A 26,962-nucleotide genomic window follows, 5' to 3' on the forward strand; every position below is an offset into this window, starting at 1 on the left:
CGGAGCGGAAGAACGGTCAGCGGCCGATGTACCGACCGGGGCGGTGGTTCAGCACGAGCACGACGCTGAGCACGACCGCTCCCGCCGCGCTGAGCAGCACGGACGGCCACGGCAGCACCAGCAGCGCGGACGCGATGATCACGACGTCGAACACCATCTGCGTCCACCCCGCGCTGAACCCGGTGCGTTCCTGCAGCACGAGCGCGATGATGTTCACCCCGCCGAGGCTCGACCGGTGACGGAACAGGATCAGGAGCCCCACACCGGCGAGCAGATTGCCCCCTAACGTGCCGTAGATCGGTTCGATGCTCGCGAACTGCAACAGGTGCTGGTGGACGAAGGTGAACGCCGACACGAGACCGATCGACACGAAGGTGCGGATCGTGAACGACACCCCCTTCTTCCACAGCGCGAGCACCGCGAACGGCGCGTTCACGACCGCGAACAGCACGGGGAACGACCACCCCGTCGCGTACCCGAGAAGCAGCGCGAGACCCGCGGTGCCGCCGGTGACCGAACCCGACGACTGCAGCAGGTACAGACCGAGGGATGCCACGAAGGTGCCCGTCACGATGCCGAGCAGATCCTCCGCGCGGGTGTGACGCGTGAGCGCTGCCTCGAAGACGAGCGAAGGTCCGGTCGACGGTGCGCGAGAAGGCTCCACCCGCCCATCCTCGCAAACGGCGGAGCCCGCGGGGCCCACCGCGGCGCGAGCCGGGCATGTTATCGCGCCGAGGCCACCTCGCACACCCCTTCGACCTCGGCAGCCGGACATCGCACGCTTGTACCAGCAAACCGGTCGGCCCGTCGCTCCGAATGATTCTCGGGAATGAAAACGCGGATCGCGGGGTTGTTTCCAGTACTCAGTGCCGGAACCGGAACTGTCGGAGGGGATCGTGGGCAAGAACTACATCGACATCGAGAACGACCGCGGAGAGACGCTGCGTTACCGCAAGCACGCGAACGGTCGGGGCTTGATCGCGAACGGGGCCAAGGTGCACCCGACAGCGCTCGTCGAAGCAGGCGCCTACGTCGAACCCGGAGTCCAGGTCGCGGCGGGTGCTCACATCGGCCGCGGCGTGTGGATCGAGCGCGAGGCAGTCATCGGGCCGAACGCCGAGATCGCACCGCACGCGCACGTCGGATCCGGCGCGGCCATCGGTCCGCGGGCGAAGATCGGCATCCGCGCCTTCATTGGCGCCCACGCGCACGTCGCGGGCGGTTCGCTCATCGGTGACGACGAGAACATTGCCGACGGCGAGCACGTCGCGACCGATCAGCGCGGGCTGCGCCTGGCCGCCTGATCGGACGACGCCTCACTCCGCCGGCGAGCGAGCACTCGGCCTCTCGGCCGGCGTTCACCCGGGATACGCTTCACGCATGACACCCGGACGTTCCTCGGGCCGCCCCGCGCGCAACAGTGGGCGAGGCAGCGGCGCGTCCGGCCGCGGCGCCGGCGCGGCATCCGCTCGACGCTCCGCCACGGGGCGCAAACCCGACCGCGGCTCTGACAGTCGTCGCGAGGTGGATGCCGCCGCGCCGGATCTCAGTGCGCTCGGCGCTTTCCGCCTCGGAGCCGCCCCGGGCGCGACGCCCGGCAAGTGGATCGACGTGTGGAAGCAGCGGATGCCGGGCAACCCGCTCGATCTCGTCACCGTGGCGTTCAACGACCAGGCCCCCGCTCTCGCAGGCGGAGAGGTCGCCGCCGCCCTCGTGCGGCTTCCGATCGACCGCACCGGGCTGAGCGTCATTCCGCTCTACGACGAGACCACGGTCGCCGTATGCAGCGTGGACTCGTCCCTCACCGTCGCCGAGGAGCTGACCCTCGCCGACCTCGCCGGAGAGGTCGTGATCGTGCCCGGCGACGACGCCCTGCGGATCGAGGTGCCCGGAGCCCGCGCCCCCGCCTTCGGCGCCCTGACGACGACGGAGGATGCCGTCGCCACGGCGGCCACGGGTGTCGGCATCGTGCTCATGCCGATGTCGCTCGCGCGGCTGCATCATCGCAAGGACGCGACGTTCCGACCCGTCGTCGACGCACCGACATCGACGATCGCGCTCGCCTGGCCGGCAGAGGCGACGACCGCCCTGGTCGAGACGTTCATCGGGATCGTCCGCGGCCGCACCGCGAACTCCTCACGCTGACGGACGTACCGACACGAGGCGCAGACGCGTTCCCGGCACGTCGAGACCTTTGTTCACCGCCCGTGCAACCGCCGTCCGCCGTCCGGGATCGCGCCGGGCACGGGCGTGCGCGACAGCAGAGCCGCGGCGTCGATCGGACGCTCGGGCGTCGCGGCATCCGGATCGGTCTCGAGCTCGACGACGACCGGGGCGGGTAGCCGGATCGCCGCGCGGGCGTCTCGCGCCCGCGCCTCGACGCCCGACGCGTCGGCGGGTCGTCGCACGCGCCACCCCCGGTGAGCGGCGGCGGCGTCGAGCCGGTCGAGCACCGCGACGAGCTCGGCGGGGTCGGTGATGATCACGCGGGCGGTCATCGGGCCATTGTGCACCTGTCGTCACGCGAGGTCATCCCTGCGAGCCGGGTTCGGTGCCGACCGTAGACTTTCAGCCATGGCCCCGCTCGTCTACGTCTGCGTGCGCCCGCAGCAGGTGGCCGCCGAGGCTGAGTACGCCTCGTTCCGGACGGCGATGGGCCTCGCCGAGTCAGAGCTCGAGCGGGTCGACCTGACGCGGGAGGCCCTGCCCGACGACGCGTTCACCCGCTGGCGCGGCTTCGTCGTCGGTGGCAGTCCCTTCAACGCCACCGACGATCCCGGTGCGAAGCCGGAGGGTCAGCGACGGCTGGAGGCCGACCTCGCCCGGATCGCCGAGGCCGCGGCATCCGGTCGGACGGCGGCGCTGTTCACCTGCTTCGGCATCGGCGTGGCCACGACGCACCTCGGCGGCACGATCTCGCGCGACTACCCCGAGGACACGGGGCCGACGGATGTGACCCTGACGGATGCCGGCCGCGCCGACCCGTTGCTCGGTGCGCTCTCGCCGACCTTCACCGCGCTGACGGCGCACAAAGAGGGAACGAAGACGCTGCCCGCCGGCGCTGTGCTGCTCGCGACGAACGGCGACTGCCCGGTGCAGGCCTACCGCGTGGGCGATCGTCTGTACGCGACGCAGTTCCACCCCGAGCCGACGCCGCAGGACTTCACCGAGCGCATGACGGTCTACCGCAACGACGGCTATTTCGACGCGGACGACTACGACCGGGTCGCGGCGCGGGTGCTCGCGGCCCCCGTCAGTGAGCCGAGCCGCTTCCTCGCCGCCTTCGCCGCCGCGTTCTGACGCCGCGTTCTGACGCCGGCCGCGATACATCCGTCGGATCGGCGGTGCGGATGTCGCCTGCCGGGTCCGCCGAGGCAACACCAGCATCAGCGGTCCTACGAACGTATCGGCAATCGACGGGTGAACGGCCCGCCCAGCGGGCGGTCAGGCGGTGCGCGGACGGCGCAGGATGCCGCGGTGCTCGCGGCCGTTCGAACGCCAGGCCGTGATCGCGGCGGCGCTCACCACCACGACGATGACCGCGATGGCGGCGATGGCGACGGGGGTGGAGTGGGGCTGGTCGGTCGTCCGGGCGATCGCGACCCACGCCAGGCCCCACGACATCGCGATGATGGGCGACGGCCGCCCGCGCGAGAACGCGGCGATGCCCACGCCGACGGCAGCGACGACGACGAGCACGGCCACGCCCCACACATCGGCCTGCATCCCCCACGACTCGGGAACGGTCCGGCTGAGCCAGGCCGTGACGTTCGCGACCGTGGCCAGCGACACCCATCCGAGGTGCAGGCCCACGGTGGCGTCCATGAGCAGCCGGTCGCCGACCGACTGAGGCCGCGATCGCACGAGCAGGCGGAACGTCCACCCGAGGGCGGCGAGCAGCGCGACGATCGCGACGACCGTCAGCGGGAGCGTCGTGAACTGCGCGGCGAGCAGCCATCCGCCGTTGAGGACGGCCGTGAGCGCGATCCACCATCCGACGAGGCGCTGGCGCTCGCGCGAGCGCTGCGAGGGCAACGCCTGCCAGATCGTGTAACCGATCATGAAGAGGTAGATGACCGACCAGATGCTGAAGGCCTGTGTGCCCGGCGCCAGCACCGTCGAGTCGGCGTCGAGCGCTCCACCCTGCAGGTCGCGCACGTTCGTCCCGCCGAACAGCCCCGTCCCGACCATCGCCGCGATGATCATGAAGACGACGGCCGAGATGACCGCGATCTGCCTGACGAGGTCGGACGCCTTCTGCGGCGGCCGGGCGGCGTGGTGCGCTGTGGTGCTCATCACCCCACGGTAGATCCGGCACCGCGGCAGATCATCAGCTTGACAGATCCGGCCCCACGACAACGGCGGAGTTCGGTTCGACGACGAGCCGACCATCGACGACACGGCTCGGCAGCGTCTCGAGCCAGACCGTGTCGCCCCGCAGTTCGACTCGCCACGGCTCCTCCGAGAGGTTGGCCAGCACCCGGGCACGCCCGCGCTGCAGGTCGTAGCGCCGGCCGCCCTCGCCCTCCGTCGCGCCGGCGCCGCGTGCGGTGAAGCGGGGGTCGGTCAGGTCGGGGACCGAACGGCGCAGTCGGCCCAGCTCGCGGTACAGCGCCAGCAGGCGGGCGTGGTCGCCCTCGTGCGTCTCGGTCCAGTCGAGCTTCGACCGCTGGAAGGTCGCGGGGTCGTTCGGGTCGGGCACGAGGTCCTCGTCCCAGCCCATCTCGGCGAACTCCTGCTTGCGTCCCGCGGCAGTGGCCTCGGCGAGCTCCGGCTCGGGGTGCGACGTGAAGAACTGCCACGGCGTGGAGGCGCCCCACTCCTCGCCCATGAACAGCATCGGCGTTCCCGGCGCGGTGAGCGTCAGAACGGCCGCGACCGCGAGACGGTCCGCGTCGAGCGTGGCCGAGAGTCGGTCGCCCGCAGCACGGTTGCCGATCTGGTCGTGATCCTGAGCGAAGGTCACGAGCCGCCAGGAGGGCGACTCGGGCGGAATGGGTCGCCCGTGCTCGCGACCGCGGAACGACGAGTAGGTGCCGTCGTGGAAGAAGCCCGCGTTCCAGGTCTTCGGCACGGCATCGAGCGCGTCGAAGTCGGCGTAGTACCCGACCGTCTCGCCGGTGAGCGCGACGTGCACGGAATGGTGCCAGTCGTCGGACCACTGCGCCGTCATCCCGTGACCGCCCGCCTCGCGCGGCAGGATCATGACGGGATCGTTCATGTCGCTCTCGGCGATGAGCGTCAGGGGGCGCCCGAGATGTGTGCTGAGCGCGTCGACGCGGTCGGAGATCTCGCCGAGGATGTGGACGGGGCTGTCGTCGTCGTGCAGGGCGTGGACGGCGTCGAGCCGCAGGCCGTCGACGTGGAAGTCGCGCAGCCACATCTCGGCGTTGCCGAGGATGTACTCGCGGACGGCATCCTCGTCGAGGTTGACGCTGTCGCCCCACGTGTTGCGACGGCCGTCGCGGAGATAGGGGCCGTACTCGGGCAGGTAGTTGCCCGAGGGGCCGAGGTGGTTGTAGACGACGTCCTGGATGACGGCGAGACCGGCCGCGTGCGCGGCATCCACGAACCGGCGGTACGCCTCGGGCCCGCCGTAGCTCTCCTGCACGGCGTACCAGAGCACGCCGTCGTAGCCCCAGTTGTGGGTGCCGTTGAACGCGTTGACCGGCAGCAGCTCGACGTGGGTGACGCCGAGCTCGACGAGGTGGTCGAGCCGGCCGATGGCGGCGTCGAGCGTGCCGGCGCTCGTGAACGTGCCGATGTGAAGCTCGTAGATGATGCCGCCGGCGAGCGGGCGTCCCGTCCAGGCCTGATCGGTCCAGGCGAACGACGACGGGTCGTCGATCGCGGAGAGGCCGTGCACACCGTCGGGCTGTCGTCGCGAGCGCGGGTCGGGGCGCGCGTCGTCCCCGTCGCCGAGGACGAAGCCGTAGCGGTCGCCCGCCGCGAGGTCGACGTCGGCCGACCACCAGCCGTCCGCGCCGGCCACCAGCTCGAGGTCGGTCTGCTCCGGCCGCCGCAGTCGTACCCGCTCGGCCCGGGGTGCCCACACGTTGATCGTCATGGTCTCATCCTCGCGAGGGCGCCGGCACGTCGGCCAGTGGTGGCGGGAACGGCCCGGAATGTGCTTAGAGCTCGACTGTCTCGCCCGACCCCGTCCGGAGCACGAGCCGGTAGCCCGAGACGGGCCCGTCGACGATCGCTGCTGCCCCGTCACCGAGTCCGAGCGCACCGACCACCGGGCGCAGAGCGTCCGGTGCGGGCTCGGTCCGCTCGAAGCCGACCAGCTCGATCGATGGGATGTCGGCGAGGCCGGGATGCGGCGTGCTCCCCCAGTCGATCAGGAACGGCACGTCGAGTCGCTGCGCCTGACCGCGGGTCAACCGCCATTCGAGCAGCTCGCCCGCGGGGGTACGGCGCGACAGGTCGCCGACATCGCCCGGGTCGTATCCGTTCTGCCGCGCATGGTCGACCGTCGCCTGGATGTCGTCGGGGTGCACGGCGTAGGCCTGCACCGATGGCGCCTCGAGCGACGCGATGTCGAACGTCGCCGGCAGCGCACGATCGATCCGGTCCGGGTCGGGACCGATCAGCTCGAGGTACTGGGGTCCGCGGCGGCCGTCGATCGTCAGCGCGACGAGCGCGTTCGCGGTTCCCGTGGGGTGCGCGCCGCCTGGCGCAGCGGTGACGCCGGTGCGCTCCGCGAACCAGGCGACCAGCTCGCCCAGGTCGGGTCCGGCGATGACGACGTGGTCGAGTCGGGTCGGGATGGTCATGCGTCGGCCCCCTCGGTCGTGCGGCGGCGGGCGGGCACCTCGGGCTCGCCGAGGGAGAGCATGAGCCGGTTCGCCCAGTTGAAGAAGGCCGCGCCGTTGACCACATCGACGATCTCCGCGGCGTCGAGGCCCGCGGCGACCAGACGATCGACGTCGGCGGCGCCGAAGGCGAGCGGGGTGTCGGCGAGCGTGACGGAGGCGGCGACGACGGCGTTCCAGGTCTCGTCGCCGACATCGGCGCCCGTGCCCTCATCGAGCAGCCGCTGCACGTCGTCACGGCGGCCCGACTCACGGGTCGCCGCCGCGGCGTGCACGGATGCGCAGAACACGCAGCCGTTGCGTCGCGAGGTCGCGGCGGCCGCGAGCTCGCGCTCGGCACGTCCGACGCCGCCGGAGACGTTGAAGAAGATGTCGAGGTCGGTGAGCGTGCGGGCGCGGAGCGCCTCGGGGTCACGGGCGAGCAGCCGGAAGTACGGCATCTTCGCGCGTGCCGGCTCGATGAGGGCGTCGCGCTGCTGCTCGGTGAGGTCTTCCTCGGCGACGGGTTCGAGCCACGGCACCCAGCCGAGGCCCTCCTGCGTGAACGCGTCGGGGCGGGCGAGGTCGTCGTAGTCGGTGACGAGACCGGTCATGAGGTTGCTCCTTCGACGGATGCCGGAACGGCGGCGGCGACCTGGTGGGCGGCGACCGGGTGGGCGGCGATCACGCGGAGCGCCCAGGCACTGCGCAGCTGGAAGGCGAGGAACGCGATGAGCTGCGAGAGCGAGATGATGTCGTCGGCGCTCCACCCGGCGGCGACGAGCGCGCGCAGGTGCTCGGGTCGCGCCTCGCGCGGTCGGAACACCAGGAGGTGCGCGTGGGCCAGGGCGGCGCTCAGCCGATCGCCGAGCGCCTCCGCCGTGACGGGCTCCGGCGACCATCGCGGGCCGTCGAGGTCTTCCGACCGCAGGACCGGCTCGCGGTACCGCCCATAGGGGCCCTGCGCCCGTGCGGAGTCCGCGGCGGCAGCGACCGCAGGCGTCAGTGACGCGGCCTCGTCGTCGAGCAGGTCGCGGTAGAAATCGACGGCCTGCGCGAACCCGTGGAGCTCGGCCACGAAGGCGGCCACGGCGTACCGTTCGGCGAGCGGGAAGCTGCCGGCGACGGCGGGCTCGAGGAGCGCCTCGAAGCTGCGCTGGGCGTTCTCGCGGGCCTGCGCGCGCGCATCCCGTACGTGCGAGAGCGCGTCGCCGGGACGGATGCCGGCAAGCAGGTCGATGATGTCGGCGGATGCGGTGGTCACGCGCTGGTCTCCTCGCGTTGGGTGATCGGGTGGGATGCGGGTGCGGAAGCCGCCGCGAGCACGGCGGTGGTCCGATGCGCGGTGTGGAGCGACTGCGCGGCCTCGGGCCCCGTCGACAGCCCCAGGCGGGGAGCGACCTGCTCGGCGAGCAGCTGCAGCGATCGCAGCGTCAGCTCGTGGGTCGCGGCGATCGAGTGGACCTGGAACGACACGTCGGTCGCCGCAGCGAGCGTCTCGTCACGCGAGAGCGATGCGACGACCTCGTCGACGGTGCCGACGTGGGTGTCGGTGATGCGGACGAGCTCGTCGATGCCGACGCGGTCGACGTCGGTCCCGTGCATCGTCGCCGCGAGCCGTCGCAGTCCGTCCTCGGCGAGCTCGAGGGCACGCGTGCGGTTCTCCGGGTCGACGACGAGTCCCGTGCGCGAGGCGAGCACCCGCACCGGGGCACCGGCGGGCAGCGCATCCCGGTAGGCCGCGATGATCGGCAGCTGCAGGTCGTGCAGAGGCGCGCCGGGCGTCTCGGCGGGGCGCGGCTGCGTGCGCGAGAGCAGGAGGCCGTCGCCCCGGGCGCCCGCGCGCCGACCGCCCTCGACCGAGAACGTCGCCTGCCAGATGCGTTCGCCGAGGTCGCCGGCGTCCGGGTAGATGCGCGACCCCGTGCCCCGGACGCCGCGCCCCGCGAGCGCGTCCGCGAAGACGGACAGGTGATCCGCGAAGATCTCGCGACGCTGCTCGGGGTCGAGGCCGAACGCCGCGAACGACGAGGGCGTGCCGCCCGACGCGACACCGAGCTGCACCCGGTTGCCGCTCAGCAGGTCGAGCACCGCTGCGTCCTCGGCGGCGCGCAGCGGGTCGTCGATGGGCAGCGTGAGCACGGCCGTCGCGAGGCCGATGCGCGACGTGCGCTCGGCCGCGGCGGCGAGCAGCACGAACGGCGACGGCAGGCCGCCTTCGTCCTCGCCGAAGTGGTGCTGCGCGACCCAGGCGGACGCGAAGCCCGACCGCTCGGCCTGCTCGATCTGCTCGAGCGCGAACCGGTAGCGCTCGGCCGCGGTCGCCTCCTCGAGCAGACGTGTGAAGAATCCCAGTCGTGGGCCGCTCATGCCGGAGCCTCCTGGTTCGTGACGGCGAGGGTGCGGTCGCCCGCGGTCGCGTCCGACGACCGCAGTCCGGTGCCGGGGATGGCGTCGAGCAGACGCCTCGTGTACTCATGCTGCGGGGCGTCGAACACCTGGGCCACCGGCCCCTGCTCGACCTGGACACCGCGGCGGAGCACCGACATGGTGTCGCTCACCTGCCGGACCACGGCGAGGTCGTGCGAGATGAAGACGTAGGTGAGGTCGAGCTCGTCCTGCAGCTTCGCGAGGAGCCGCAGGATCTGCGCCTGGACGGTGACGTCGAGCGCTGACACGGCCTCATCGAGCACGACGAGGCGCGGCTCGACGATCAGCGCCCGCGCGATCGCGATCCGCTGCCGCTGGCCGCCGGACAGCTCGCGGGGGTGCCGCTGGCCGATCTCGGGGGCGAGCGCGACGAGGTCGAGATGATGCGCGACGCGTTCCGCGCGCTCCGCGCGACTGCCGATGCCGAAGTTGCGCAGCGGTTCGGTCAGGATCGCCGCGATGGTCTGGCGCGGGTCGAGCGAGGCGTACGGGTTCTGGTACACGAGCTGCGTGGTGCGGTGGAAGTCGCGCCGCGACCGCAATGCCGTCACGTCGGTGTCGCCGACCCGCACGACGCCGTCCGTCGGCCGGTGGAAGCCCGCGATGCTGCGGCCGATCGTCGTCTTGCCCGAGCCGGACTCGCCGACGAGGGCGTGGGTCGTGCCGCGCGGCACGACGAACGACACGTCGTCGACGGCGACGAGCGGGGCGCGACCCGCTCGGACGAACTCCTGGCGGATGCCGCGCACCTCGACGAGCGGAGGCTCGGTCGGATCGATCGGCGGGGCGACGCGATCGACCACGCGGGCCAGCGAAGGCGCGTCGGCGAGGAGCGTCCGGGTGTAGGCCGACGACGGCGAGGCGAGCACCGCCGCCGAACGGCCCGACTCCTGCACCTGCCCGCCGCGCATCACGACGATGTCGTCGGAGCGGTCGGCGGCGACGGCGAGGTCATGGGTGATGAACAGGATGCCCGTCCCGGTCTCGCGACGGAGCCCGTCGAGCAGGTCCAGCACGGTGCGCTGCACGGTGACGTCGAGAGCACTGGTCGGCTCGTCCGCGATCACGAGCTCGGGCTCGAGGGCGATCGCCGCCGCGATCAGCACGCGCTGCCGCATCCCGCCCGACAGCTCGTGCGGGTATTGACGGGCGCGCGCTTCGGGGTCGTCGATGCCGACGCGGTCGAGGAGGTCGATGACCCGTGCGCGGATGCGGTTGCGGTCGCGCCATCCGTGGATCCGCAGCGGCTCGGCGACGCTGGCACCGATCGTCGCGACGGGGTTGAGCGAGTTCCCGGGGTCTTGCGGGATGAGCCCGATGCAGCGGCCGCGGAGCTGTCGCCACCGGCGCTCGGAGAGCCCGACGAGGTCGACCGGCCCGCCCTGACGCTCGTCAAGTCGGATCGATCCGCCCGCGACGCGCCCGTTTCCGGCGAGGAGTCCGATCACCGCCTGCGCGACGGAGGATTTTCCCGAGCCTGACTCGCCCACCAGGGCGGTGACGCCTCCGGCCGCGACGTCGAGAGAGACGCCGCGCACGGCGTCGACCGGTCCGCGTCGGGTGCGGTACCGGACGGCGAGGTCGCGGATCTCGAGCAGCGGTCGCGCGCTCATTCGGCACCTCCCTGGATGGCGTGGCTGAGACGGTTGGTGGCCAGCACGACCACCGCGACGACGGCGCCGGGCAGCACCGTGAGCCACCATGCCGTGGCCACGTAGTCGCGACCCTCGGCGATGAGCAGACCCCATTCGGGGGTGGGCGGGGGCGCGCCGTAGCCGAGGAACCCGAGCGTGGAGATCTGCAGGATCGCCGACCCGAGCTGCAGGGCGGCGAGCGCGAGGACGGGCGTCAGCGAGTTCGGCAGGATGTGCCGGAACAGCACCCCCGCGGCCGTCGAGCCCGAGCCGTAGGCGGCTTCGACGAATTCGCTGACCCGCACGCTCACGACCTGCGAACGCGCGAGGCGTGCGAAGACGGCGATCGAGGTGACGCCCACCGCGATGGCCGCGTTGGTCGTGCCGAACCCGAGCAGGATGACGACGCTGAGCGACAGCAGCAGACCCGGGATGGCCAGGAGCACGTCGACGAAGCGCATGAGCACGTCGTCGACGACCCCGCCGGCAGCCCCCGCGGCGACCCCGATCGCGCTGCCGACGACCAGGCCGACGAGCACCGCGACGAGGGCGCCGATGATCGATTGCGACGCGCCGTGGACGACACGGGCGAAGACGTCGCGCCCCGTCGCATCCGTCCCGAACCAGTGGGCGGCGCTCGGCGCCTGCAGCGAGGCGGCGACCGTCTCGGTCGGGCTCTGCGCCGTGAACAGTCCCGGCGCGAGCGCGCACGCGAGCGCGATCAGCACGACGAGGGCGGGAACGAGGATGCCCGGCCGCGCGAGCGAGCGCCAGCGCGGTGGCGCGACGAGGGCGGTGGTCTCCGGTGCGAGCGCGGTCATCGTCCGGCTCCGTTCGTGAGGATGTCGGCGGGGGTTTCGGCCGCCGTCGCGGACGCGCCGGTCGCGGCACCGACGCTGATCGCCGCAGCGGTCGACGACGGGCCGCGGCGAGCTCGACGGCCCCCCGTGCGCAGCCGCGCGTCGAGGACGGGATAGAGCAGGTCGACGATCAGGTTGATCGTCACAAAGGCGACCGTCGAGATGACCACGACCGCGAGCAGCACGGGTGTGTCGCGGGTCTGCACCGCCTGCGCGGTGAGCTGGCCGATGCCGGCACGCGCGAAGACGGTCTCGGTGACGACGGCGCCTCCCACCAGCTCTCCGAACAGCAGCCCGCCCATCGTGAGGGTCGGGAGCAACGCGTTGCGAGCGACGTTCCGCCACAGCAGCCAGGAGGTGCCGGCGCCGCGTGCGCGCACCACGGTGACGAAGGGCTGCTCCCGCACCTCGTCGATGCTGCGCGTCAGCACCTGGGCGAGGGGCGCCGCGATCGGGATCGCGAGGGTCAGCACCGGCAGGACGAGCGCCTGCACCGGGTCGGCCCCGATCGCGGGGATCAGCCCCAGGCGGAACGAGAACACCTGGATCAGGATGATGCCGATCCAGAAGACCGGGAGCGAGACGAACAGGGGCGGGAGGCCCCGGAACAGTCGCCGCAGCCACCGCCCGGCGCCGTAGGTCGCCGTGAAGGCGATCGTCACGGCCAGGACGACCGCGACGAGGAGGCCGAGTACCGCGAGCACGAGGGTCGGGGGCAGCGCCGTCGCGATGAGGTCCGAGACGGCGGCGCCGCTGCTGACCGAGTATCCGAAGTCGCCCGTCAGGAAGCCCGCGATCGAGCGGACGTACTGCACGATGAGGGGCTGATCGGCTCCCAGCGCCTCGCGGATGGCCTGCACCTGCTCGGCGGTGAGGCCGAGCTCGGGGTTGGCGTAGCGGGCGATGACGGCATCGCCCGGCAACGCGGCGAGCAGAAGGTACGCGACCGTGTAGGCGAGCACCAGCACGAGCACCGCCTGCCCGATGCGCCGCAGCACGTAGGTCGTCACGGGCGCCGCCTCTGCAGCGGCGGCGCCTCGCGAACGCGCACGACCGTCTCGGTCACTGGGCGAGCCAGGTCTGGTAGAACGAGGGCCGGCCGACGGACTCGGTCGAGAATCCCTGCACGCGGGGCCCGACGCCGAACACCTGCGGCTCTTCGAAGATCGGAAGGATGTAGGCGTTCTCGGCGAGGTAGCGCTGCGCCGCCGCCGACGCCTCCTGGCGCTGCTCCGTCGTGGGCTCCGAGGCGATCGCCGCGAGCAGGCTGTCGAGCTCCGGGTCGCGGACCGAGCCGCTCGCGGGGTCGCGGTTGAGCAGCGTGTTGCGGTTGCCCGAGAAGTACTGCGACTTCAGCACATCGAAGTCCGCCCGTCCGACCATCGAGTGGTAGACCTGGATCTCGTCGATGTCGGCCGAGGCCGCCGTCTGCGCCGCCTGGTCTCCCGAGAACAGCTCGACCTGCACACCGATCTTCGCCAGCTGCTCCTGGATGAGCGTCACGACCTCGCGCGAGCGCGGCTGCGGGAGCGCCTCGTTGAAGGTCAGTCGCAGCTTCTCGCCGTCCTTCTCGCGCACGCCGTCCGAGCCGAGCGTCCAGCCCGCCTCGTCGAGGAGCTCGGCCGCAGCGTCGGGGTCGTAGACGTAGAAGTCGGACGTGTCGATGTATCCGAGTGCGGTGGTGGCGAGCGCGCCGGTGGCCAGCGGGTAGTTGTCGGTGAAGAGGGTGTCAATGATCTCCTGGCGGTCGATGCCCGCGATGAGCGCCTGACGGACGCGGACATCGGCGAGTCGATCGTCGCCGAAGCGGAAGCTGAGCCCGTTGTTGACGCCGTTGGTCGCGGATGCGACGAGCGACAGCCCGCCGGCGGCGAACTGGGCCTCGTCCGGAGCCTCGATCTGACGGGCGATGTCGGCCTGCCCCGCCACGACCGTGCCGACGCGCACGCTGTCCTCCGCGGCGACGATGAACTCGACGCCGTCCAGGCGCGCAGCACCCTGGTGCTCGAGCGATTCCGGGGCCCAGTCGTAGTCGTCGCGAGAGGTCAGGGTCGTCTTCGTGCCGAGGTCCTCGCCCGAGACCACGAACGGTCCGCTGCCGACGATGTCCTCGGCGTTGCCGGGTCCGAAGCCCTCGCTCGCACGGTCGAGCGTCTCATCCGACAGCAGGCCGGAGTTGATCGTCGACACCGCCTGCGCGAAGCCCGGCGAGGGCGCGGTGAAGTGGAAGGTGACCGTGTCGTCGCCCGTGACCTCGCCGTGGTCGTAGTTGTTGATCGCCTCCGAGACCGGCAGCGCACGGTCGGTGTCGCCGCGCCCGTACAGGTCGAGGTTCTTCACGACGTTCTCGGGGGTCAGCTCGCTGCCGTCGGAGTAGGTCACGTCGTCGCGGATGGTGAAGGTGTACTCGGTGGCGTCGTCGTTGACGGTGTAGTCGGTGGCGATCCAGGGCTCGAGCTCGAGGGTCTCGGGGTTCTGGTACAGCAGCCGGTCGGTGATGTTGTTGACGATGCCGCCGTTGGGGTAGAACCCCGCGCTCGGCGGGTACAGCGTGGTCCAGGCCTGCGGCTCGAGGTAGGTCAGCGTGCCGCCGTCCTGCGGCTCGCCGGCCTCTCCTCCTACCGCACCGGGGGTCGTGCCGGCGGAGCAGCCGGCGATGAGCGCGACGGTGGCGACGGCGGATGCCGCCGCGAGGAGCGCACGGGCGTAGCGAGGCATGGGGTCTCCTGGAGTGCAGAGCGACGTGGGATGCCCTCACCCCACCACGCCGGACCGCGCCGCACGAAACGGACCTTCACAGTGCGTAAACAAGCGTTCTCGTTCGCGGCCGCCGCCCGGGCGCACACGAGCCGCGGGCGCTCGCAGGCCCGCGGCTCGTGTGTCGGTCAGGACTCCTGTCGTGCCAGCAGAGCCACCGGATACGTGTCGAGCAGGTCGGCGAGCCGCACGGCGCCGCCGTCCCAGGCCCGTCCGGTGAGCTGGTCGACGTGGCGCCCGGGAGCCATCATCACGACCGTGTCGTCCCATCCGCCGCGCGCGGCGAGGCCGACGGGCAGGCGCGTCGCGACGGTCACGGCGCCGCCGCGATCGAACGCGATGGCGTGATCCGCGGCGGGACCGACGACGGGGAGCGGTGCGTACCGGGTGAACAGCTCCGGGCGATCACGGCGCAGGCGCAGCGCGCGCGACACGACGAGCAGTTTGGCCGCGCCCGAGTCGTCGATCTCGGGATGCCATCCGCCGTCGAGCTTCGCGAGCAGCGCGCGGCGCTCGGTGAAGTCGACGTCGCGGCGGTTGTCGGGGTCGACGAGTGAGAGGTCCCACAGCTCGGTGCCTTGATACACGTCCGGCACCCCCGGCGCGGTCAGCTGCACCAGCTTGGCGGCGAGCGAGTTCGACCGGCCCGGCGCGGTCAGCTCGCCGACGACCTCTTCGACCACCGCGCGCGCCTCGCCCGAGGTCGCGGCGTCGACGAGCGCGGCGATCCGCGCTTCGGCATCCTCGTCGGGATCTGTCCACGAGGTGACGATGCCGCTCTCGCGCGAGGCCTTCTCGGCGTAGTCGCGCAGCCGCTCGGGCGATGCGGGCCAGGCCCCCACGATCGCCTGCCAGAGCAGGTCGTCGAGGCGACCGTCGCCGGTGGTCGCGATCGCCCGCAGCCGCCCGAGCGCGTCGCTCCAGCGCTGCGGCACCTCGGCGATGACGGAGAGCCGAGCCCGCACGTCCTCGCTGCGCTTCGTGTCGTGCGTGCTGAGAGAGGTCAGGGCATGCGGCCAGGTCGCCTGGCGATGGGCCTGAGCCCGGTGGAAGGACGCGACGTCGAGCGCGAAGACGCCCGGATCGCCGCCCACCTCGGTGAGCGTGCCGAGACGCGGATACCGGTAGAACGCGCTGTCTTCGACGCCCTTGGCCATGACCGGTCCGGTGGTCTGGCCGAAACGCCGGCTCAGCTCGGTGTCGCCCGCGGTCACCAGCGGGGCGAGCACCGCGATGGCGTCGGCCAGGTCGGGACGGGTCGCGGATGCCGCAGCCACCGCTTCGGCGACGAGCTCATCGCCGACCGGCGGATAGACGCGGTACACCGAGAAGCTCGTCAGCAGCTCCGCGAACGCGTCGCGCGCGACATCCGCTCCGAGGTCTTCGCGCACCTCGTCAGGCAGGCAGCGGACGAGGCGGCCGACCTCGGCGGCCTGCAGCGTGTCGGCGACAGCGCGCTTGGCCTGCCGCACGATCTCGTCGTAGGACGCCGGAGCATCCGCCGAGCGCAGCGACGCATCGAGCTCGTCGAGTCGGCTCTCACCGGCGGGGTCGATGAGCACCCGGTCGATCTCGGCCATCGCGTCGTACCCGGTCGTGCCCGCCGTCGCCCACCACGAGGGCAGCGGCTCGGGGTGATCGGTCGCGGCGTGCTCGAGGATCTTCTCGACGACGACGTAGGCCCCGCCCGTGGCTCGGGCGAGCTGCTCGAGATATCCGCCCGGGTCGGCGAGACCGTCGGGGTGGTCGATGCGGAGTCCGTCGGCGAGGCCCTCTCGCAGCCAGCGGAGGATCTCGACGTGGCTCGCCTCGAAGACCGAGGGCAGCTCGACCCGCACACCCGCGAGGGTGTTCACCGCGAAGAAGCGTCGATAGTTGAGCTCGCTCGCATCGTCGCGCCAGAACGCGGCACGCCAATGCTGGGCCGCGAGGACGGCATCCACCGTCGCGGGGTCGGTCGTCGCTCCCGCCGGCGCGGTGCCGTCGGCGAGGGGCAGCACGTGATCGAAGTAGCGCGCGACGCCCTGAGCGCCGTGCGCCTCGTCGCCCGTGACCGGAGCGACCTCGATCTCGCTCGCTGCAATGGCATCCCGCAGGCTCTGTCCGAGGATCGGCAGACCGACCTTCCCGCCGCCGTGATCCCAGTCGATGTCGAACGCGTCGGCGTACGCCGAACCCCGGCCATGCCGGAGGACGTCCCACCACCAGGGGTTCTCGGCCGGAACCGCGACGCCCTGGTGGTTCGGAACGATGTCGACGAGCACGCCGAGTCCGGCATCCCGAGCGGCGGCCGAGAACCGCGCGAGCCCCTCGGAACCGCCGCGGCGGGGGTCGACGATCGTCGGGTCGACGACGTCGTAGCCGTGGTCCGACCCCTCGGCCGCCGCGAGCAGCGGAGAGAGGTACGCCCAGTCGACGCCGAGATCCCGGAGATAGTCCGTGATCTCGGCGGCCGCCGCGAGGTCGAACGCCGGTCGGATCTGCAGCCGGTAGGTCGAGATCGGAGTGGTCATCGGCCGGGCAGCTCCGGGGTCGGCGCCTCGGCGGGGATGATGTCGATCGGCGTCGTGTAAGCCGCGAGCGACGCGGCCACCGAGTGATCGGCCTCCGCCTCGGGTTCGACGTACTCGCCGAGCACCACGAGCGACTTGGCCCGGACCTGCAGTGCATTGCCGCCCTCGAGCGGCTCGGTGCCGACGAGCTCGCCGCTCGTGTCGATCAGCACCTCCCACCGGTCCGCGTACTGGTCGGAGGGGACGGTGAACTCGACCTCGTCGTCGCCGGCGTTGAACAGCACGAAGAAGTGGTCGTCCGAGATGTCCTCGCCGCGCCGGTCGCGCTCGCGGATGCCGTCACCGTTGAGGAAGACGCCGACGGCGCGTCCGAACCCGGAGTCCCAGTCCTCGGGCTGCATCGCGGTTCCGTCCGGGCGCAGCCACATGATGTCGGGAACCGGAGCGCCCTCTTCGCGCCGCACCGGACGGCCGTCGAAGAAGCGGCTGCGCCGGAACGTCGGGTGGAGCCGGCGCAGACGCGCGAGAGCCGCCGTGAACTCGACGAGCGGCTGGTCCACCTTGTCCCAGTGGATCCAGGTGAGCTCGTTGTCCTGCGCGTAGCCGTTGTTGTTGCCCTGCTGCGTGCGGCCGAGCTCGTCGCCGTGACAGATCATCGGCACGCCCTGACTGAGCAGCAGCGTCGCGAGGAAGTTCCGCTGCTGGCGCGCGCGCATCGTCAGCACATGCGCATCGTCGGTGGGACCCTCGACGCCCATGTTGTACGAGCGGTTGTGCGACTCGCCGTCGTTGCCGTCCTCGCCGTTGGCGTCGTTGTGCTTCTCGTTGTACGACACGAGGTCGCGCAGCGTGAAGCCGTCGTGCGCCGTGACGAAGTTGATGGACGCCACCGGCCAGCGGCCGTCGTGCTCGTAGAGGTCGGCCGAGCCCGTGAGGCGCGACGCGAACTCGCCGAGGGTCGAGGCCTCACCGCGCCAGAAGTCGCGGACCGTGTCGCGGTACTTGCCGTTCCACTCCGTCCACTGGGGCGGGAAGTTGCCGACCTGGTAGCCGCCGGGGCCGATGTCCCACGGCTCGGCGATGAGCTTGACCTGCGAGACGATCGGGTCCTGCTGCACGAGCTCGAAGAACGCCGACAGCCGGTCGACGTCGTAGAACTCGCGCGCGAGGGTCGCCGCGAGGTCGAATCGGAAGCCGTCGACGTGCATCTCGGTCACCCAGTAGCGCAGCGAGTCCATGATCAGCTGCAGCGCGTGCGGGTTGCCGACGTTGAGGCTGTTCCCCGTGCCGGTGTAGTCGGTGTAGTAGCGCTTGTCGTCGTCCTCGAGGCGGTAATAGGCCTCGTTGTCGATGCCGCGCATCGAGAGCGTCGGGCCCATGTGGTTGCCCTCGGCGGTGTGGTTGTAGACGACGTCGAGGATGACCTCGATGCCTGCCGCGTGCAGCGCCTTGACCATCGCCTTGAACTCCTGCACCTGCTGGCCGTGGTCGCCCGTCGCCGAATAGGTGTTCTGAGGCGCGAAGAACGCGATCGTGTTGTAGCCCCAGTAGTTCGACAGCCCCTTCTCCTGCAGCGTGGAGTCGTTGACGAACTGGTGCACGGGCATCAGCTCGATCGCGGTGATGCCGATCTTCTTGAGGTGCTCGATGACGGCGGGGTGCGCGAGACCCGCGTACGTTCCGCGGATGTCCTCGGGGATCTCGGGATGCAGCTGTGTGAGGCCCTTCACGTGCGCCTCGTAGATGACGGTCTCGGCGTACGGGATCTTCGGCTGACGGTCGCCCGCCCAGTCGAAGAACGGGTTGACGACGACACCCTTCATCATGTGAGCGGCCGAGTCCTCCTCGTTGAACGAGTCGGGCTCGCCGAAGTTGTAGCCGAAGACCGGCTGCCCCCAGTCGATCTGACCCTCGACCGCCTTGGCGTACGGGTCGAGCAGCAGCTTGCTCGCGTTGAAGCGCTTGCCGTCGGCGGGGTCGTTGGGCCCGTGCACGCGGTAGCCGTAGCGCTGCCCCGGCTGCACGTTCGGCAGATAGGCGTGCCAGACGAAGGCGTCGACGTCGCGCAGCTCGACGCACGTCTCGGTGCCGTCCTCATCGAAGAGGCACAGCTCCACCTTCTCGGCGCCTTCGCTGAAGAGCGCGAAGTTCGTTCCGTTCCCGTCGTAGGTCGCTCCGAGCGGATACGCGGAACCCGGCCATGCCTGCATGTGATCTCCCCTGTTCGTGAGGCTCACACTACTCAGGCGGAATCACGCGACCCGGTGCTCTTGACAAGCCCCCGCTATCCGTTCGATTCGCCACGAACTGCGGATGCGCCGGGCTTCGGATCCGCAGACTCTGGCGAGTGGGACGTCGAGATGGAGATCAGCGGTCGCCGCGGTCGGTGCCGAAGAGCAAGGGGGCGGAGGGAGATTCCCGGTCGGGGAGATACCCCTCGGGCAGGGGGCCCGTGCCGAACAGCATCCGGCTGAGCTCGAACTTGTCGCCGGGCTTGCACGGCGACGTGGCGGTGACGACGACGTTCCCGTTGTCTACCAGCGTCACCGTCAGCAGGGAATAGACGCCCTGCTCGCGGACGATCACGTCCGTAGACGCGACCTCGCCCGACTCGAGATCCATGCCGTCGACGTCGAAGCCTTCGGACACAAGATGCTGCGCGACGGCGTCGCGCCTGCCAGCCACCTCTGCCGGATCGATCGTGGTCGTGCGCGTCAGGTCGAACTTCCAGCCGTCGCCGCACCCGACACCTGAAGGCGTCATCCCGTACGTCCGCACCTCCCACGGGCCGTCGTTGATGACGGCCATCCCGTCAGCAGAATCCCCGCCACCGCGCTCATCGTCACTCCGAACAGGTTGCTCCGCCAGCTCACTGCCCCGCCTTATCTGCCTGCCCCGCTTGATGCCGATCGGGAGAACACACCATCATCGATGACCGGCAGGGGCGTCGGTCATCGTGGCCGCGAGCAGACCCTCACATGGATTTCGGTGCGGACCAGGATGAAGCCCGGTCCGCACCGAATCGATGCCGCGTGAACGGATCAGCCGCCGGCGAGCTGCTGGTCGAGGTCCTGGATCGCGCGCATCATGCCCAGCAGCGACTCGGACATGTCGTTGATGCCATCAACGGCGTTCTTCAGACCCGTCGTCAGCTCCGAGTAACCCTCACCGAACTTGCCCGACGCGTGCTGCGTCTTGAAGTCATCACCCAGCAGCGTGTCCACCTGCGACTTCAAGGTGTCCAGCTGACCCTGAATGTCATCACGAGCCTGCGCCAGCGAACTCGCAACCTGCTCCATCTCGCCATAAGACGCACCGAAATCAGCCATCACGGCCCTCCTGAAAGTAGATGTCCCGACCCCCACCGGAGCCGACACCCAAAACCTATCGGCCCGCATCGCCCGAGGGCGATGGGGAGAACTCCCCATCCGCCGGTTCGGTCCCCTGCGCCGCGCAGCGCCGCGTCTGCGCAGTGCGGGGCGCCCGCGGATTCCGCGGATCCGGTGGTGCCTGCAGTCTGGTTCGAGACGTCAGAAGCACCTGTGGATACTGCCGGGGCGATGTCGGAGGTCCGTGACATGATTCGAACATGTATTCGAATGACGGGTTCCGCGGCGCGATGGATGCCGGGATGGGCAGCGACTCTGACGTCGACGCCCTGGCGGCGCTCGTCGCTGATGCCGAGGGTGTTTCGGATGCCGCACGGGCGGTGCAGATCCGTGAGGTTCGAGTGCTCGCCGCGGCCGGGGTGCTGGCCGAGAAGCAGGCTGCGGGGGCGTCGGAACGCGTGAAGGCGCGGGAGATGGCGTTGCGCGGGATCGCGGCGGAGCTGGCCGGGGTGTTCGTGGCGACCGACCGGACGTTGCAGCGGCGGATCGACGAAGCACGCGACCTCGTGGACAACTTCCCGTTGACGATGGCGGCGTGGGAGGACGGGCGCATCGTCCGCGGACACGTGCGGGTGATCCAAGAGGTGGGGTGCATCGTGCCCGCGGACGACCGCGAGGACTTCGAGCGGGCCGCGATCGAGCGATGCGAGGGCGAGACGCCCAACCGGGTGCGCGGGAGTTTGCAGATGCTCGCGGAGCGGATGCACCCGCGGACGTTCACCGAACGGCACGAGGAGGCCGCTGCGGGGCGGTGCGTGCAGGTGCGGACCGGGGCCGACGGCATGTCGGATCTCATCGCGACACTGCCGACCGTGATCGCCGACGGGATCGTGGACCGACTGACGCGGCAGGCACGGGAGATCATCAACGCACGGGCGCAGGCTGACGGCGCAGGCGCAGGCGCAGGCGGGGCAGGATCTGACGCCGCGGACGATGGTGCCGGAAGTGCCGGTGCGGAGAGAGCTGACGCCCTGTTCGCCGCGGACGCGACCGGTGACGACGGCCTGGTCGACCACGCGGGCGCGGACAGGTCGTCTTTCATCAGTGACGCGCGAACGATCGATCAGGTTCGCGCCGACGTGTTCTCCGATCTCCTCCTCGCCGGGTCGCCCGCGCTCGACCCGACGGCGACTGGCGACGGCGACGGAACGCTCGGAGCGATCCGGGCACACGTGCAGGTCGCCGTGTCCGCCTTGACTCTGACGGGTCAGGACGAAGGACCGGCAGACCTCGCGGGTCGCTCCCCCATCGACGCCGCCACCGCACGCCAGCTCGCCGGTGACGCGACCTCGTGGGACCGGCTGCTCACCCACCCGGTCACCGGAACCGTCCTCGAATGCGACACGTACCGACCCACCGCCGCCATGGTCCGACTGTTGCGGGCACGCGACCGGCACTGCCGGTTCCCCGGATGCCGGCAACCCGCCATCCGCTGCGAACTCGACCACACCACCGCCGCATCCCACGGCGGACCAACCCACGTGCGCAACCTCGCCAACCTCTGCAAACGCCACCACGACGTCAAACACCACACCCGATGGCGAGTCCGACAACTCGCGGGCGGGCGCCTGATCTGGACCTCACCCACCGGGCGGGCGTACCGCGAAGACGCACCACCACCCCTCGTCACTTTCGCGACCATCGAGCCCCTGGAGGGTGGAACATCGCGAGTCGCCTCAGCGCACGAGCTACCGCGAGGCGGCGAATCGCCGCCTCCGTCGGACCGCGGAAATGATCCCCCTCCGTTTTGACCCGCGGTGACGGGCGGGACTGCGCGGGAGACGACCATGCCGGCCGCCGCAGTCCTGCGCGCCGGCGCGGCCGCCGACGCGTCGGAGCGTGCCTGCCCCTGTGCCGAGGCGCGCCGCCCCCGTGTCGAAGCGTGCCTGCCCCTGTGTCGAAGCGTGCCACCTGTGTCGAAGCGTGTCCCCGCCTGTTGCAGCGCGCCCGAGCAGGGAACCCACCCACCTGAAGATTGGGCGTCCGTCCGCGGTCAACGGCTACGGCAACGGCGACGGCGACGGCATCCACTCGAGGCGAGAAGTCGCACGTTCGCATCGGCGCCGACGCGCGTGGCCCTGGATACGGATGCGGAGCCGGAAGCGGATCCGTTTCGCGCAGCGTCGGTACGAAAGACGCGGCGCTCACACAGGATGTCGCCGTCGTCAAGCCCCGGGGCAGGACGCGGGCCCCAGGCGTTACATCGGCACCCCACGAACGCAAAGCGGTACCGAGAGGAGAACCGATGTCGCAGAACTATGGTGAGCCGACGTCCGGCTCGCAGGCAGGATCAGGGTCAGGCACGGCTGAGACGGCGAAGCACGAGGCCGGCGAGGTCGCGGGCACCGCGAAGGCCGAGGCCGGCCACGTCGTCGACACGGCCAAGCAGGAAGCGGCGAGCGTCGCGTCAGAGGCGAAGTCTCAGGCGAAGCAGGTCTACGCGCAAACGAAGCAGCAGCTCACCGAGCAGGCCGCGTCGCAGCAGCAGCGCGTCGCCGACGGGCTGCGCTCGATCGGAGATGAGCTGGACTCGCTGGCCCAGAACTCCGAGAACCCCGGCATCGCCACCGACCTCGTGCGTCAGGTGTCGAGCCGAGTGAGCGGCGCATCCGACTGGCTCTCGCAGCGCGACCCGGGTTCGCTGGTCAGCGAGGTGAAGAGCTTCGCGCGCCGCAAGCCGGGCGTCTTCATCGCGGGCGCGTTGATCGCGGGCGTCGTCGCCGGCCGACTCACGCGCGCTCTGGCCGAGGGCGCGAAGGAAGAGCACGACTCCGCCTCCGGCACGGCCGGCGCCACCGGCACGACCGGCACCGCCGACGGGGTGCCCTCGGCCCCCTCCGCTCCCTCGCCGGCCCCGGTGAACGCCCCACTCGACGCGCCGATCGGCACGCCGGGCTCCGCGCCCGCCGGCATCCCCGCAGCGCCGTCGGCTCCGACGAACGCTCCCGTCGGAGCGCCGCTCGACGAGCCGATCGGCGGAGCACCGGATGCCGCAGAGCCCACCCCGCTCTACGACAGCTCCGTCGGCCGCACACCCGACGAGCCGTACACCGAGGGCATCGGGGAGCGCCGCGATGACCGATAACCCCACGCCGTCCGAACAACAGGCGGCCACGACGTCGCTCGGCGATCTGCTGGGCGAGGTCACGCGCGACCTGTCGGAGCTGATGCGCCAGGAGATCAACCTGGCCAAAGCCGAGCTGAAGGAGTCGGGGACTCGCGCGGGCAAGGGCGCCGGAATGCTGGGCGGCGCCGGATACGCGGCGCTCATGGCGGTCTTCTTCCTGTCGGTCGCCCTCTGGTGGGCGATCGGGCACCTGGTCGGACTCGGCTGGTCGGCCGTCATCGTGGCCGTCATCTGGGGCGCCGCCGCGGCCGTGCTGTACGCCCTCGGGCGCAAGCAGCTCTCGAATGTCCAGGGTGCGCCGCAAACGGCCGAGACCCTGGGCAAGATCCCCGACGCATTGAAGAGAAATGAGGAGAACCGATGACCGATTCACCGGAAGCGATCCGCGCCGACATCGAGCGCAAGCGTCGCGAGCTGAGCCAAGACACCGACGCTCTCGTCGACAAGGTGACGCCCTCGAAGATCGCACACCGTCAGACCGACAAGATCAAGGGCGCCCTCGGCTCCGTCCGCGACCGCGTGATGGGCGCGGCCGACGACGCGGGCTCATCGCTCCACGGCGCAGGTTCCTCGGTCGCCGGAGGCGTGTCGGATGCCGCGCAGAAGGTGGGCGCCAAGGCCGAGGGCAACCCCCTCGCCGTCGGCCTCATGGCCTTCGCCGGCGGGCTGCTCGTCGCGTCGCTCATCCCGGCATCCACGAAGGAGAAGGGCATCGCCGCCGACGTCAAAGAGCAGGCCCAGCCCCTCGTCGAGGAAGCCAAGAGCGTCGCGCAGCAGGTCGGCTCCGACCTGAAGGAGCCCGTTCAGGATGCCGCTGCGGCGGTCAAGGACACCGCGACCGAGGCGGTCTCCCACGTCAAGAGCGACGCGCAGGACGGGGTCGGCAATGTCACCGACCGCGCCCAGGAGGCCCGCGACAACGTCAGCGGCAGCTGACATCCCTGGCGGCACGAGAGCTGCACGAACCGTGCACCGGGACGGCGCCCGCCGCCGACCCGGTGCACGGTCGCGTTTCCCGCGCCGCCGACCATCCCGCAGCGCGCACGACCCCAGGAGAGACATGAGCAACCAGAGAACCGACGGCCCCGACCCCGAGCACCCCGCGAAGCCCGACTCCATCACCGACGTCGAGAAGCCGTCGTGGAAGCACGTGCTCAAGCGCACCGTCCGGGAGTTCAGCCGCGATCAGTGCCCCGACCTCGCCGCCGGACTCACCTACTACGCCGTGCTCTCCGCGTTCCCGGGCCTCCTCGCGGTGTTCTCGCTGCTCGGCGTCATCGGGCAGGGGCAGCAGGCGTCTGACGCCGTGCTCGACATCGTCGGCCAGGTCGCTCCCGGCGGCGCCGCCGACATCCTGCGCGGCCCCATCGAAGAGATGGCCACCTCGCCGGCAGCGGGCTTCGCCCTCATCTCCGGCATCGTCCTGGCATTGTGGTCGGCCTCCGGCTACGTCGGCGCGTTCAGCCGTGCGATGAACCGCATCTGGGAGATCGACGAGGGCCGTCCGTTCCTCAAGCTCAAGCCGCAGCAGCTCGGGGTCACGCTGCTGGCGGTCGCGCTCGTCGTCGTCGCGCTGGTGCTGCTCGTGGTGTCCGGTCCCGTCGCGCAAGCCGTCGGCGACGCGATCGGCCTGGGCAGCACCGCCGTGCTCGTCTGGCAAATCGCCAAGTGGCCCGTACTCGCCTTCATCGTCGTCCTCCTCGTAGCCGTGCTCTACTACTTCGGCCCCAACGCGAAGCAGCCGCGCTTCCGGTGGATCAGCACGGGCGCCGTCATCGCGATCGCGGTCCTCGCCGTCGCGACGGCGGGCTTCGGCATCTACGTCGCGAACTTCTCGAACTACGAGCGCACGTACGGGTCGTTCGCGGGCGTCATCGTCTTTCTGCTGTGGCTGTGGATCACGAATCTCGCCCTGCTGTTCGGCGCCGAGTTCGACGCCGAACTCGAGCGCGGGAGGGAGCTGCAGGCCGGGATGCCGGCGGAGGACACGATCCAGCTGCCCCCTCGCGACACCGCCCGCATCGAGAAGACCCAGAAGCAGGAGGCCGAGGAGCGCGCCGAAGCGCGGCGCCTGCGCGCCACCGGCGGCACATCCGACGACTGAGCGCGTCAGGGCAGCAGCGCGATCCGGTCGTCGAGGTACGCGGCGAGCGGCATCCGCGCTCCCGCCGCGAAGGAGACCGTCACGACGCCGTCGGTGCGGGCCAGCGGGCCCGAGGCCCCGCCCGCATCGACCGCGTCGAGATCGATCGGCGACCAGTCCAGGTGTACCGGCTCTCCCTCCGCGAAGCCGCCGCGGGATGCCGCAGCGGCACGCTCGGACCGAGCGCGCTGCGCCTCGGCGGTGTAGCCGCGGACGGCCTCGGCCCGGGCTCGCAGCACCTCGCCGGTCGCGAAGACCTTGTCGTCGGCGATGAGCAGCACCCCGAGATGCCAGGCGTCGCCCACTGGCAGGATCCGGGAGGCGCGACCGAAACCGAGCAGACGGCGCCCCTCGCTTCGGACCCCGAGTCGCTCACGCGGAACGCCGGTCAGCCGGCGACGCGCGTCGGCGATGAGGTCGGTCGCTGCATCCGGCATCCCTCGATGCTATTGACCGGCGCCGTCGGCCGCGCGCACCTTGCGCTCCGCCGACGCCAGCGCGTCCTTCGCCGACGCGACCGCGTCATCGAGCTCTTCGACAGCACCGTCAGCCCGCTCGGCGTCGTCCGACACCCGCGCGAGATCCCGACGGAGCTCCTCGACCCGCTCGTGCAGCCGGTCGGCGCGTTCCCTCGCGCTCGACCGGCGCTCCTCCGCTCGTGCGAGCACGCGGCGCGCTTCACTCGCCTCACGCTCGGCCTCACGTCTCCGCTTCTCGGCCTCGCGCCGCGCGCGCCGCTCCGCGAGATCGTCACGCGGCCGCTCCGGGGCCGCCGGGGCCCCGGGGATCGAACCCGCGACACGGTCCCCCAGCGTCTCGGCGTCGAGCGAACCCGGCTCGAGGGTGCGCACGAGCCGTCCCGCCCCCACCACCGCCCCGGCGACCGGGTCGACGATGGCCGCATTGACGGTGCGCTCCACCTCGTCGCGCGCCGCCGCCGACAGCGCGACACCCGCCTCGTCGGCCAGGTCGGCGGAGCGGCGCGCAAGCGCCGCGACGAGGGCACGGCGTTGCCGGCCGAGCCGGGCGAGCTCGGCCGCATCGAGGTCGTCTTGAGCTTCGCGGAGCGCATCGGAGAGTTCGAGCGCTTCGCGGAACGATGCGTCGCGGCTCAGCAGGTTGACCGCCCATGCCGCAACCGTCGGCTTGCGCAGCCCCCGGATGCGCCTGCTCAACGCCGATGAGGCTTCGGCAGCACGCGCATTGCGCGACGAGACGAAATCCCCCGGCGGCACAGCCAGCAGCTCGGCGGCCACCGCGTCGAAGTCGTCATCCTCGCTGTCGCCCGTCCGCGGGCCGTTCGCCGTCATCC

26 protein-coding genes are annotated in these 26,962 nt (G+C 71.1%); 8 read left to right on the forward strand and 18 right to left on the reverse strand.

Going from position 1 to position 26,962, the window contains the following annotated elements; translation table 11 throughout:
- Nucleotides 1-16: 16 nt before the first annotated feature.
- Nucleotides 17-664, reverse strand: coding sequence for a YitT family protein (locus tag AA0Y20_RS01080; protein ID WP_412936718.1), 648 nt, complete (start codon nt 662-664; stop codon nt 17-19).
- Nucleotides 665-896: 232 nt separating this feature from the next.
- On the opposite strand from AA0Y20_RS01080, the gene AA0Y20_RS01085 reads away from it, so the two are divergent.
- Together AA0Y20_RS01085 and AA0Y20_RS01090 are read left to right on the forward strand one after the other, a co-directional pair.
- The gene (locus AA0Y20_RS01085; protein WP_120264192.1) at nt 897-1,304 is read left to right on the forward strand and encodes a transferase; all 408 of its coding nucleotides are present in this window, start codon (nt 897-899) and stop codon (nt 1,302-1,304) included.
- 76 nt (nt 1,305-1,380) lie between these two features.
- On the forward strand, nt 1,381-2,145 hold the full coding sequence (locus AA0Y20_RS01090; RefSeq protein WP_412936720.1) for a LysR substrate-binding domain-containing protein: 765 nt from the start codon (nt 1,381-1,383) through the stop codon (nt 2,143-2,145).
- Between the two features lie 53 nt (nt 2,146-2,198).
- Here the strand turns inward: AA0Y20_RS01090 and AA0Y20_RS01095 are convergent, their stop codons facing one another.
- Nucleotides 2,199-2,498 (reverse strand): hypothetical protein, encoded by a 300-nt coding sequence (locus AA0Y20_RS01095; protein ID WP_412936721.1) that lies wholly within the window; start codon nt 2,496-2,498, stop codon nt 2,199-2,201.
- A gap of 76 nt (nt 2,499-2,574) precedes the next feature.
- On the opposite strand from AA0Y20_RS01095, the gene AA0Y20_RS01100 reads away from it, so the two are divergent.
- Nucleotides 2,575-3,300, forward strand: a complete 726-nt coding sequence (locus AA0Y20_RS01100) for a glutamine amidotransferase-related protein (RefSeq protein ID WP_412936723.1) — start codon at nt 2,575-2,577, stop codon at nt 3,298-3,300.
- Between the two features lie 144 nt (nt 3,301-3,444).
- On the opposite strand, the gene AA0Y20_RS01105 is transcribed toward AA0Y20_RS01100, so the two are convergent.
- The 14 genes from AA0Y20_RS01105 to AA0Y20_RS01170 all read right to left on the reverse strand — a co-directional run bounded on the left by AA0Y20_RS01105 (nt 3,445) and on the right by AA0Y20_RS01170 (nt 20,320).
- Nucleotides 3,445-4,296: a tryptophan-rich sensory protein gene (locus AA0Y20_RS01105; RefSeq protein ID WP_412936724.1), complete on the reverse strand. Its 852-nt coding sequence runs from the start codon at nt 4,294-4,296 to the stop codon at nt 3,445-3,447.
- A 34-nt stretch (nt 4,297-4,330) separates the two neighbouring features.
- Complete coding sequence (treZ, locus tag AA0Y20_RS01110) at nt 4,331-6,067, reverse strand: malto-oligosyltrehalose trehalohydrolase (RefSeq protein ID WP_412936726.1); 1,737 nt, start codon at nt 6,065-6,067, stop codon at nt 4,331-4,333.
- Between the two features lie 64 nt (nt 6,068-6,131).
- The gene (locus AA0Y20_RS01115; RefSeq protein ID WP_412936728.1) at nt 6,132-6,779 is read right to left on the reverse strand and encodes a VOC family protein; all 648 of its coding nucleotides are present in this window, start codon (nt 6,777-6,779) and stop codon (nt 6,132-6,134) included.
- The gene (locus tag AA0Y20_RS01120) at nt 6,776-7,411 is read right to left on the reverse strand and encodes an alkylhydroperoxidase domain protein (protein WP_412936730.1); all 636 of its coding nucleotides are present in this window, start codon (nt 7,409-7,411) and stop codon (nt 6,776-6,778) included. Before AA0Y20_RS01120 ends, AA0Y20_RS01115 begins: the two co-directional genes overlap by 4 nt.
- Nucleotides 7,408-8,061 carry a CMD domain protein gene (locus AA0Y20_RS01125; RefSeq protein WP_412936732.1) on the reverse strand — a complete coding sequence of 218 codons (654 nt, stop codon included), beginning with the start codon at nt 8,059-8,061 and terminating at the stop codon, nt 7,408-7,410. The genes AA0Y20_RS01120 and AA0Y20_RS01125 overlap by 4 nt, the downstream gene beginning before the upstream one ends.
- Nucleotides 8,058-9,167: a putative FMN-dependent luciferase-like monooxygenase gene (locus tag AA0Y20_RS01130; protein WP_412936734.1), complete on the reverse strand. Its 1,110-nt coding sequence runs from the start codon at nt 9,165-9,167 to the stop codon at nt 8,058-8,060. Before AA0Y20_RS01130 ends, AA0Y20_RS01125 begins: the two co-directional genes overlap by 4 nt.
- On the reverse strand, nt 9,164-10,840 hold the full coding sequence (locus AA0Y20_RS01135; protein ID WP_412936736.1) for a dipeptide ABC transporter ATP-binding protein: 1,677 nt from the start codon (nt 10,838-10,840) through the stop codon (nt 9,164-9,166). The genes AA0Y20_RS01130 and AA0Y20_RS01135 overlap by 4 nt, the downstream gene beginning before the upstream one ends.
- Nucleotides 10,837-11,682, reverse strand: a complete 846-nt coding sequence (locus tag AA0Y20_RS01140; RefSeq protein WP_412936738.1) for an ABC transporter permease — start codon at nt 11,680-11,682, stop codon at nt 10,837-10,839. The genes AA0Y20_RS01135 and AA0Y20_RS01140 overlap by 4 nt, the downstream gene beginning before the upstream one ends.
- Nucleotides 11,679-12,731 carry an ABC transporter permease gene (locus AA0Y20_RS01145; protein WP_412936740.1) on the reverse strand — a complete coding sequence of 351 codons (1,053 nt, stop codon included), beginning with the start codon at nt 12,729-12,731 and terminating at the stop codon, nt 11,679-11,681. The genes AA0Y20_RS01140 and AA0Y20_RS01145 overlap by 4 nt, the downstream gene beginning before the upstream one ends.
- Before the next feature lie 52 nt (nt 12,732-12,783).
- Entirely contained in the window at nt 12,784-14,439 is a 1,656-nt protein-coding gene (locus AA0Y20_RS01150) for a TIGR04028 family ABC transporter substrate-binding protein (protein WP_412936742.1), read from the reverse strand.
- A gap of 167 nt (nt 14,440-14,606) precedes the next feature.
- Nucleotides 14,607-16,991: a malto-oligosyltrehalose synthase gene (treY, locus tag AA0Y20_RS01155; protein WP_412936744.1), complete on the reverse strand. Its 2,385-nt coding sequence runs from the start codon at nt 16,989-16,991 to the stop codon at nt 14,607-14,609.
- On the reverse strand, nt 16,988-19,201 hold the full coding sequence (gene glgX / locus AA0Y20_RS01160) for a glycogen debranching protein GlgX (RefSeq protein WP_412936745.1): 2,214 nt from the start codon (nt 19,199-19,201) through the stop codon (nt 16,988-16,990). Before glgX ends, treY begins: the two co-directional genes overlap by 4 nt.
- 157 nt (nt 19,202-19,358) lie before the next feature.
- The gene (locus AA0Y20_RS01165; protein WP_412936747.1) at nt 19,359-19,799 is read right to left on the reverse strand and encodes a hypothetical protein; all 441 of its coding nucleotides are present in this window, start codon (nt 19,797-19,799) and stop codon (nt 19,359-19,361) included.
- Between the two features lie 233 nt (nt 19,800-20,032).
- Complete coding sequence (locus AA0Y20_RS01170) at nt 20,033-20,320, reverse strand: WXG100 family type VII secretion target (protein ID WP_274264290.1); 288 nt, start codon at nt 20,318-20,320, stop codon at nt 20,033-20,035.
- Between the two features lie 260 nt (nt 20,321-20,580).
- On the opposite strand from AA0Y20_RS01170, the gene AA0Y20_RS01175 reads away from it, so the two are divergent.
- The 5 genes from AA0Y20_RS01175 (at nt 20,581) to AA0Y20_RS01195 (ending at nt 25,611) form a co-directional block, all read left to right on the forward strand.
- On the forward strand, nt 20,581-22,131 hold the full coding sequence (locus AA0Y20_RS01175; protein WP_412936749.1) for a DUF222 domain-containing protein: 1,551 nt from the start codon (nt 20,581-20,583) through the stop codon (nt 22,129-22,131).
- Nucleotides 22,132-22,625: 494 nt separating this feature from the next.
- Nucleotides 22,626-23,465 carry a hypothetical protein gene (locus tag AA0Y20_RS01180; RefSeq protein WP_412936751.1) on the forward strand — a complete coding sequence of 280 codons (840 nt, stop codon included), beginning with the start codon at nt 22,626-22,628 and terminating at the stop codon, nt 23,463-23,465.
- Entirely contained in the window at nt 23,455-23,871 is a 417-nt protein-coding gene (locus tag AA0Y20_RS01185; RefSeq protein ID WP_412936753.1) for a phage holin family protein, read from the forward strand. The genes AA0Y20_RS01180 and AA0Y20_RS01185 overlap by 11 nt, the downstream gene beginning before the upstream one ends.
- Nucleotides 23,868-24,443, forward strand: a complete 576-nt coding sequence (locus tag AA0Y20_RS01190; RefSeq protein ID WP_412936755.1) for a DUF3618 domain-containing protein — start codon at nt 23,868-23,870, stop codon at nt 24,441-24,443. Before AA0Y20_RS01185 ends, AA0Y20_RS01190 begins: the two co-directional genes overlap by 4 nt.
- 124 nt (nt 24,444-24,567) lie before the next feature.
- Complete coding sequence (locus AA0Y20_RS01195; RefSeq protein WP_412936757.1) at nt 24,568-25,611, forward strand: YihY/virulence factor BrkB family protein; 1,044 nt, start codon at nt 24,568-24,570, stop codon at nt 25,609-25,611.
- A gap of 5 nt (nt 25,612-25,616) precedes the next feature.
- On the opposite strand, the gene AA0Y20_RS01200 is transcribed toward AA0Y20_RS01195, so the two are convergent.
- Both AA0Y20_RS01200 and AA0Y20_RS01205 read right to left on the reverse strand, forming a co-directional pair.
- Nucleotides 25,617-26,087, reverse strand: a complete 471-nt coding sequence (locus tag AA0Y20_RS01200; RefSeq protein WP_413331861.1) for a glutaminase — start codon at nt 26,085-26,087, stop codon at nt 25,617-25,619.
- A 9-nt stretch (nt 26,088-26,096) separates the two neighbouring features.
- Nucleotides 26,097-26,960, reverse strand: a complete 864-nt coding sequence (locus AA0Y20_RS01205) for a transposase (RefSeq protein ID WP_412936760.1) — start codon at nt 26,958-26,960, stop codon at nt 26,097-26,099.
- Nucleotides 26,961-26,962: the final 2 nt, after the last annotated feature.

This window comes from Microbacterium pratiae, assembly GCF_047302165.1.
Lineage (GTDB): Bacteria > Actinomycetota > Actinomycetes > Actinomycetales > Microbacteriaceae > Microbacterium.